Source organism: Mesorhizobium tianshanense (genome assembly GCF_007830515.1).
GTDB classification, from domain to species: Bacteria; Pseudomonadota; Alphaproteobacteria; order Rhizobiales; family Rhizobiaceae; genus Mesorhizobium; species Mesorhizobium tianshanense.
Map to the genome: position 1 here is coordinate 1 of NZ_VLKT01000124.1, position 4,951 is coordinate 4,951.

At 63.5% G+C, this 4,951-nt stretch carries 5 protein-coding genes and 2 pseudogenes; 3 read left to right on the forward strand and 4 right to left on the reverse strand.

What is annotated here, in order from left to right:
* Positions 1–167, forward strand: a 167-nt coding sequence (locus tag IQ26_RS38535) for a transposase (protein ID WP_145723533.1), incomplete at its 5' end; no start/stop codon positions are given.
* Positions 168–334: 167 nt separating this feature from the next.
* Here IQ26_RS38535 and IQ26_RS41390 read toward each other — a convergent pair.
* The 4 genes and pseudogenes from IQ26_RS41390 to lepA all read right to left on the reverse strand — a co-directional run bounded on the left by IQ26_RS41390 (position 335) and on the right by lepA (position 3,630).
* The gene (locus IQ26_RS41390) at positions 335–871 is read right to left on the reverse strand and encodes a CDGSH iron-sulfur domain-containing protein (RefSeq protein WP_338101659.1); all 537 of its coding nucleotides are present in this window, start codon (positions 869–871) and stop codon (positions 335–337) included.
* Positions 816–962 (reverse strand): annotated as a pseudogene (locus IQ26_RS40965) ((4Fe-4S)-binding protein); the annotation flags it as partial. The pseudogene IQ26_RS40965 and the gene IQ26_RS41390, both read right to left, overlap by 56 nt.
* 105 nt (positions 963–1,067) lie before the next feature.
* Entirely contained in the window at positions 1,068–1,436 is a 369-nt protein-coding gene (locus IQ26_RS38545) for a hypothetical protein (RefSeq protein WP_145723534.1), read from the reverse strand.
* 388 nt (positions 1,437–1,824) lie between these two features.
* Positions 1,825–3,630: a translation elongation factor 4 gene (gene lepA / locus IQ26_RS38550; RefSeq protein ID WP_145723535.1), complete on the reverse strand. Its 1,806-nt coding sequence runs from the start codon at positions 3,628–3,630 to the stop codon at positions 1,825–1,827.
* A 368-nt stretch (positions 3,631–3,998) separates the two neighbouring features.
* On the opposite strand from lepA, the gene IQ26_RS38555 reads away from it, so the two are divergent.
* Both IQ26_RS38555 and IQ26_RS38560 read left to right on the forward strand, forming a co-directional pair.
* Positions 3,999–4,709, forward strand: a complete 711-nt coding sequence (locus tag IQ26_RS38555; RefSeq protein ID WP_145723536.1) for a TadE/TadG family type IV pilus assembly protein — start codon at positions 3,999–4,001, stop codon at positions 4,707–4,709.
* Between the two features lie 45 nt (positions 4,710–4,754).
* Positions 4,755–4,951: pseudogene (locus tag IQ26_RS38560) on the forward strand (IS110 family transposase); the annotation flags it as partial.

Below are 4,951 nucleotides of genomic sequence, written 5' to 3' on the forward strand. Positions count from 1 at the left end.
GCCTGATCGCCAGACGGCGGGCTGCGGTGGAGACCACTTTCGCCACGCTCAAGCGCCGCATGAAGCTGACCACGATCCGCTATGTCGGGCTGGCCAAGGCAGCCGCCCAGGTGACGATGGCGGCCATCGCCTTCAACATGCGCCGATGGGCCGCCATCACAGGATAGGTGCGCCCGGATTCCGGCCACACAGGGCCGGACCGCCGCCTGAAACCCCAGACAGGACACCCCAAAACCCAAAAACAAACGAAAACCGGCGCCAAACCCGTTCCCGCCAGCGCTCTCCTGAAACTGCGCAACGGTCCCATTGCGGGGGAGATTGGCAGCTTGGCCGCCTATCCCACAAACCCCACGCGCTTGTGGCTGCCATCACAAAACGGCTTGTTGGCCGAATGGCCGCAGCGGCAGAGGAAGGTGCGGGTGGTGCGGTCGACCGTGTGGCCGGTGCCGGTGACGATCTCGACATTGCCTTCGAGCTTGAGCGGGCCGTTGGTGGTCGGCGTCACCGTCAGCGGGCCGTTCCGCGCGGCCAGCGCCGGCGTGTCCTTCAGCGGCGGCTCGCCGGTGGCGGCAAAGCCTGATTTGGCGTGGCTGCCGTCGCCAGAACGGCTTGTTCTCCGACGCGCCGCAGCGGCACAGCGTGGCGCGGAAGAATGTCTCGCCGCCCAGCACGATCTCGGCATGCACCGCCAGCGGGCCGTTTTCGCGGATGCGCACGGTGTTGACCACCGGCGGCTGTTCCTGCGGGCCGCCATCCTTCCTGATGTAGGTGATGGCGCCCGACGGGCAGCTTTCGGCAATCGCCACGATCTTCTCGACGCTGGCCGCCTCGGGATGGATCCACTGGCCCTTCGCATTGGGCACGAAGACATGCGGATCGCCCAGCACGCAATTGCGCGAATGGATGCAGCGCCGGCCGGAAAAGCCGACATCGATTTTTTCGCCTTCGACCGTGCCTGCCATGCTGTGCTCCTTGCTCAAGCCATACGCTATGGCGGTGGCCGGGACGGCGTCAAGCCGGCGTCCGCGATACCCTTCTCCCCTTGTTTGTGGGAAAAGGCAGGGCGCTCAGCCGTCGACCGCCACATGCGGCGCAAGCCGCCGGATCGCCGCGATCATGTCGGCGCCGGTCGCGTCGAGCGAGGCGATTTCCATGCGGACGGTGTTCTTGCCAAAGGGCAGCAAGAGGCCGAGCGCGTTGGCCGGCGCATATCTGATGGCATCGGGAGGCGGCTCGGTCAGCTCGAAGTTGATCATTGCCGAGTCCTCGTCGGAGACGGGGCTCACGCTGCGCACCTTCTCCCAGGGCACCAGCACGCCGCCGCCGCGCCGGTCGCGAAAGCCCACGGCATCGAGCACCACCTGGACGCCGGTGTCGAACGCACCGCGCGCCAGGAACAGACCACGCCCCAGGCAACCAAGCGCCAGCACCGCCACCAGGAACAGCCGTTGGCCCGGAGCACCTGACGCAAGCCCCTTCAGCGCAAAGAAGCCGAAGATCGCCGCGAGGCGGCGCTTAGGTTCAGCGTCCTGCTTTCAGGCGTAAGCCTGAGGTTGCGACTTCAAAACTGACGCATGACTTTGGTGCTGCCCCCTTCCTGCCTTTCAGGAAGGGGACCGCCGGCAGAACTATCATCGTTAGGCGTCTGCGCCGACTCAGCTATAAATTCAGTTTCGTTTAGGAGGCTAAACATGCCTTGTAACGGGCGGAACCATCGTAAAGCGAGCAACGGCCCGTAGTCGGTTGTCTCAGATATCGACCACACCGCTAGTCTCCACCGTACAGCTTCAGCGCCGCGTTGCGCGCGGACGCCCGACCGGCTTCTCAATCACCCATCTTCAAGGCCTGGATAAACGCCTCCTGCGGGATGTCCACCTTGCCGAACTGGCGCATGCGCTTCTTGCCCTCTTTCTGCTTGTCGAGCAGCTTGCGCTTGCGCGAGACGTCGCCGCCATAGCATTTGGCGGTGACGTCCTTGCGCAGCGCCGAGATCGTCTCGCGGGCGATGACCTTGCCGCCGATCGCCGCCTGGATCGGGATCTTGAACAGATGATGCGGGATCAGCTCCTTCAGCTTCTCGCACATCTGGCGGCCGCGCTTTTCCGCCGCCGTGCGGTGGACCAGCATCGACAGCGCGTCGACCGGCTCCTCGTTGACCAGGATCGACATCTTGACCAGGTCGCCTTCCTTGTAGTCGGTCAGGTGATAGTCGAAGGAGGCGTAGCCCTTGGAGATCGACTTCAGCCGGTCGTAAAAGTCGAAGACGACCTCGTTGAGCGGCAGATCGTAGGTCAGCATGGCGCGCTTGCCGACATAGGAGAGGTCGGCCTGGATGCCGCGCCGGTCCTGGCAGAGCTTCAGGATGCCGCCGAGATAGTCGTCGGGGGTGAGGATGGTGGCGCGGATCCAGGGCTCCTCGATGGCCGAAATCTTGACCACGTCGGGCATGTCGGCCGGGTTGTGCAATTCCTTCACCGTGCCGTCGGTCAGAGCCAGGCGGTAGACCACGCTCGGCGCGGTGGCGATGAGGTCGAGGTTGAACTCGCGCTCCAGCCGCTCCTGGATGATTTCGAGATGCAAGAGGCCAAGGAAGCCGCAGCGATAGCCAAAGCCGAGGGCGGCGCTGGTTTCCATTTCGTATGAGAAGGAAGCGTCGTTGAGGCGCAGCTTGCCGACGGCGGCGCGCAGATCCTCGAAATCGGCGGCGTCGACCGGGAACAGGCCGCAGAACACCACTGGCTGCGCCGGCTTGAAGCCGGGCAGGGCATGCGCGGTCTGGCGCTTGTCCTCGGTGATGGTGTCGCCGACGCGGGTGTCGGCCACTTCCTTGATCGAGCCGGTGAAGAAGCCGAACTCGCCGGGGCCGAGCTCGTCGACATTGATGCGGGCGGGCGTGAAGACGCCGGTGCGCTCGACCAGATATTTGGCGCCGGTGCCCATCATGCGGATGGTCTGGCCCTTCTTCAGCACGCCGTCGATGATGCGGACCAGCACGATGACGCCGAGATAGGCGTCGTACCAGCTGTCGACCAGCATCGCCTTCAGCGGTGCCGTGATGTCGCCCTCGCGCGGCGGCGGCAGGTCGTTGACGATGGCCTCCAGCACGTCGGGAATGCCAAGGCCGGTCTTGGCCGAGATCAGCACGGCGTTGGAGGCGTCGATGCCGATCACCTCCTCGACCTGCTCGCGTATGCGCTCGGGCTCGGCGGCGGGCAGGTCGACCTTGTTCAGCACCACGACGATCTCGTGATTGTTGTCGATGGCCTGGTAGACATTGGCCAGCGTCTGCGCCTCGACGCCCTGGCTGGCGTCGACGACCAGCAGCGAGCCCTCGCAGGCGGCGAGCGAACGCGACACTTCGTAGGCGAAGTCGACATGGCCGGGCGTGTCGATCAGGTTGAGGATGTAGTCCTCGCCATTTTTGGCGCGGTATTTCAGCCTGACGGTCTGCGCCTTGATGGTGATGCCGCGCTCGCGCTCGATGTCCATCGAGTCCAGCACCTGCTCCTTCATGTCGCGCAGCTCCAGCCCGCCGGTCAGCTGGATCAGCCGGTCGGCAAGCGTGGATTTGCCATGGTCGATATGGGCGACGATGGAGAAATTGCGGATGTTCTTGATGGGCGTGGTCATGTCGCGCGCTTTAGCAGGGGCAGCTTGCCCGGGCAAGCGGCGGGGCTTCCGAGGCGATCGGGGTTAGGCAAAGATGGTCCATCTCATGTCGGAAGACGGCCAATTGCCGAAGCGGGCACCGCCCCTCATTGCCCTGCCGGGCATTTCTCCCCGTAAACGGAGAGAAAGAAGCTGGTCGCAGCGTCGGCAACCCTTCCTGCAACGCTGGTGATTGGCGAAACCCATCGATGGGAGCGCCCCGTTTACGGGGAGAGGATGGCCTACCTACTCCGGGCCGCAAAGCCGTTAAACTTTGATCCATCAGATTAGAGCATAGTTCGCGCCCTGCGTGATAGGCCACACCCGTCACCGTTTGGGGGTTTCAATTAATGTCACAGTCTGGAGGCCATTTCCTCAGTTCCGAGGGCGGCTCGCTTGCGCCGATACTCGCCATCCTGCTTATCCCGATGTGTGCCGCTCTGGGCATCTCGGTCGACTATAACGCGGCTGTCGAGACCAGGGCATCGATGCAGAATGCGCTCGACGCCGCGACTCTGTCGATCACGACCCTGCCAACCAGCACATCGTTGGCGGACCGTCAGGTGAAGCTGCAGGAGTCGTTTGCGGCCAACAGCGGGCAAGGCACCGCCAAGCTCGACAGCTTCGTCGTCGCCGCCGACGGCACCGCCAGCATCGATGCCTCGGCCAGCTTTGCCATGCCGACGAACTTCATGCAGATCGCCCGCGTCGACACGGTGCAGATCGGCGTGAAGTCGGCGGCGCGCAAGAGGCCGGCGCTGGTGCAGACCACGTTCAAGATCGACCTGGTTTCGGGCCATTGGGACAAGACGATGACGCTCTACGGCACGAAGTTCGGCGAGACGGCGGTCAACCCGCTGATGAAGATCACCTATGACTACAACGGCTTTGGTGATCCGAAAGGCTACGGCACGTCCACCGTGTATACGGTCAACGGAGCGACGGAGACGAAGGTCCAGGAACAAGAATGCAAAACCAAGACGGTGAAGAATTTCAACAGATGGGGTGATTGGGGTCTCGCCCGAGCCAAATTGAGGGCGGCTGCTCCTGTCGAGATGTGAGAACGTGGTCGATGTAGATCGCCACAAACATCAGGAGGAGCAGCCATGAAGTATTTTGCCGGACTTGACGTGTCTTTGGAAGAGACCGCCATCTGCGTCGTCGACGAGAGCGGCCGGATTGTGAAGGAAGGGCGGGTGGCGAGTGAGCCGAGGGCGCTTTATGAGGCCTTGCGGAAAATCGATCTGCCGCTGGACCGCATCGGGCTCGAAGCCTGCTCGCTGGCGGCCTGGCTTTATGACGG

Bases quoted from the DNA above. Each gene is read 5' to 3' on its own strand.
- IQ26_RS41390 (WP_338101659.1), bottom strand. From the start codon at position 871: ATGTCTTCGTGCCCAATGCGAAGGGCCAGTGGATCCATCCCGAGGCGG.
- lepA (WP_145723535.1), bottom strand. From the start codon at position 3,630: ATGACCACGCCCATCAAGAACATCCGCAATTTCTCCATCGTCGCCCAT.
- IQ26_RS38555 (WP_145723536.1), top strand. From the start codon at position 3,999: ATGTCACAGTCTGGAGGCCATTTCCTCAGTTCCGAGGGCGGCTCGCTT.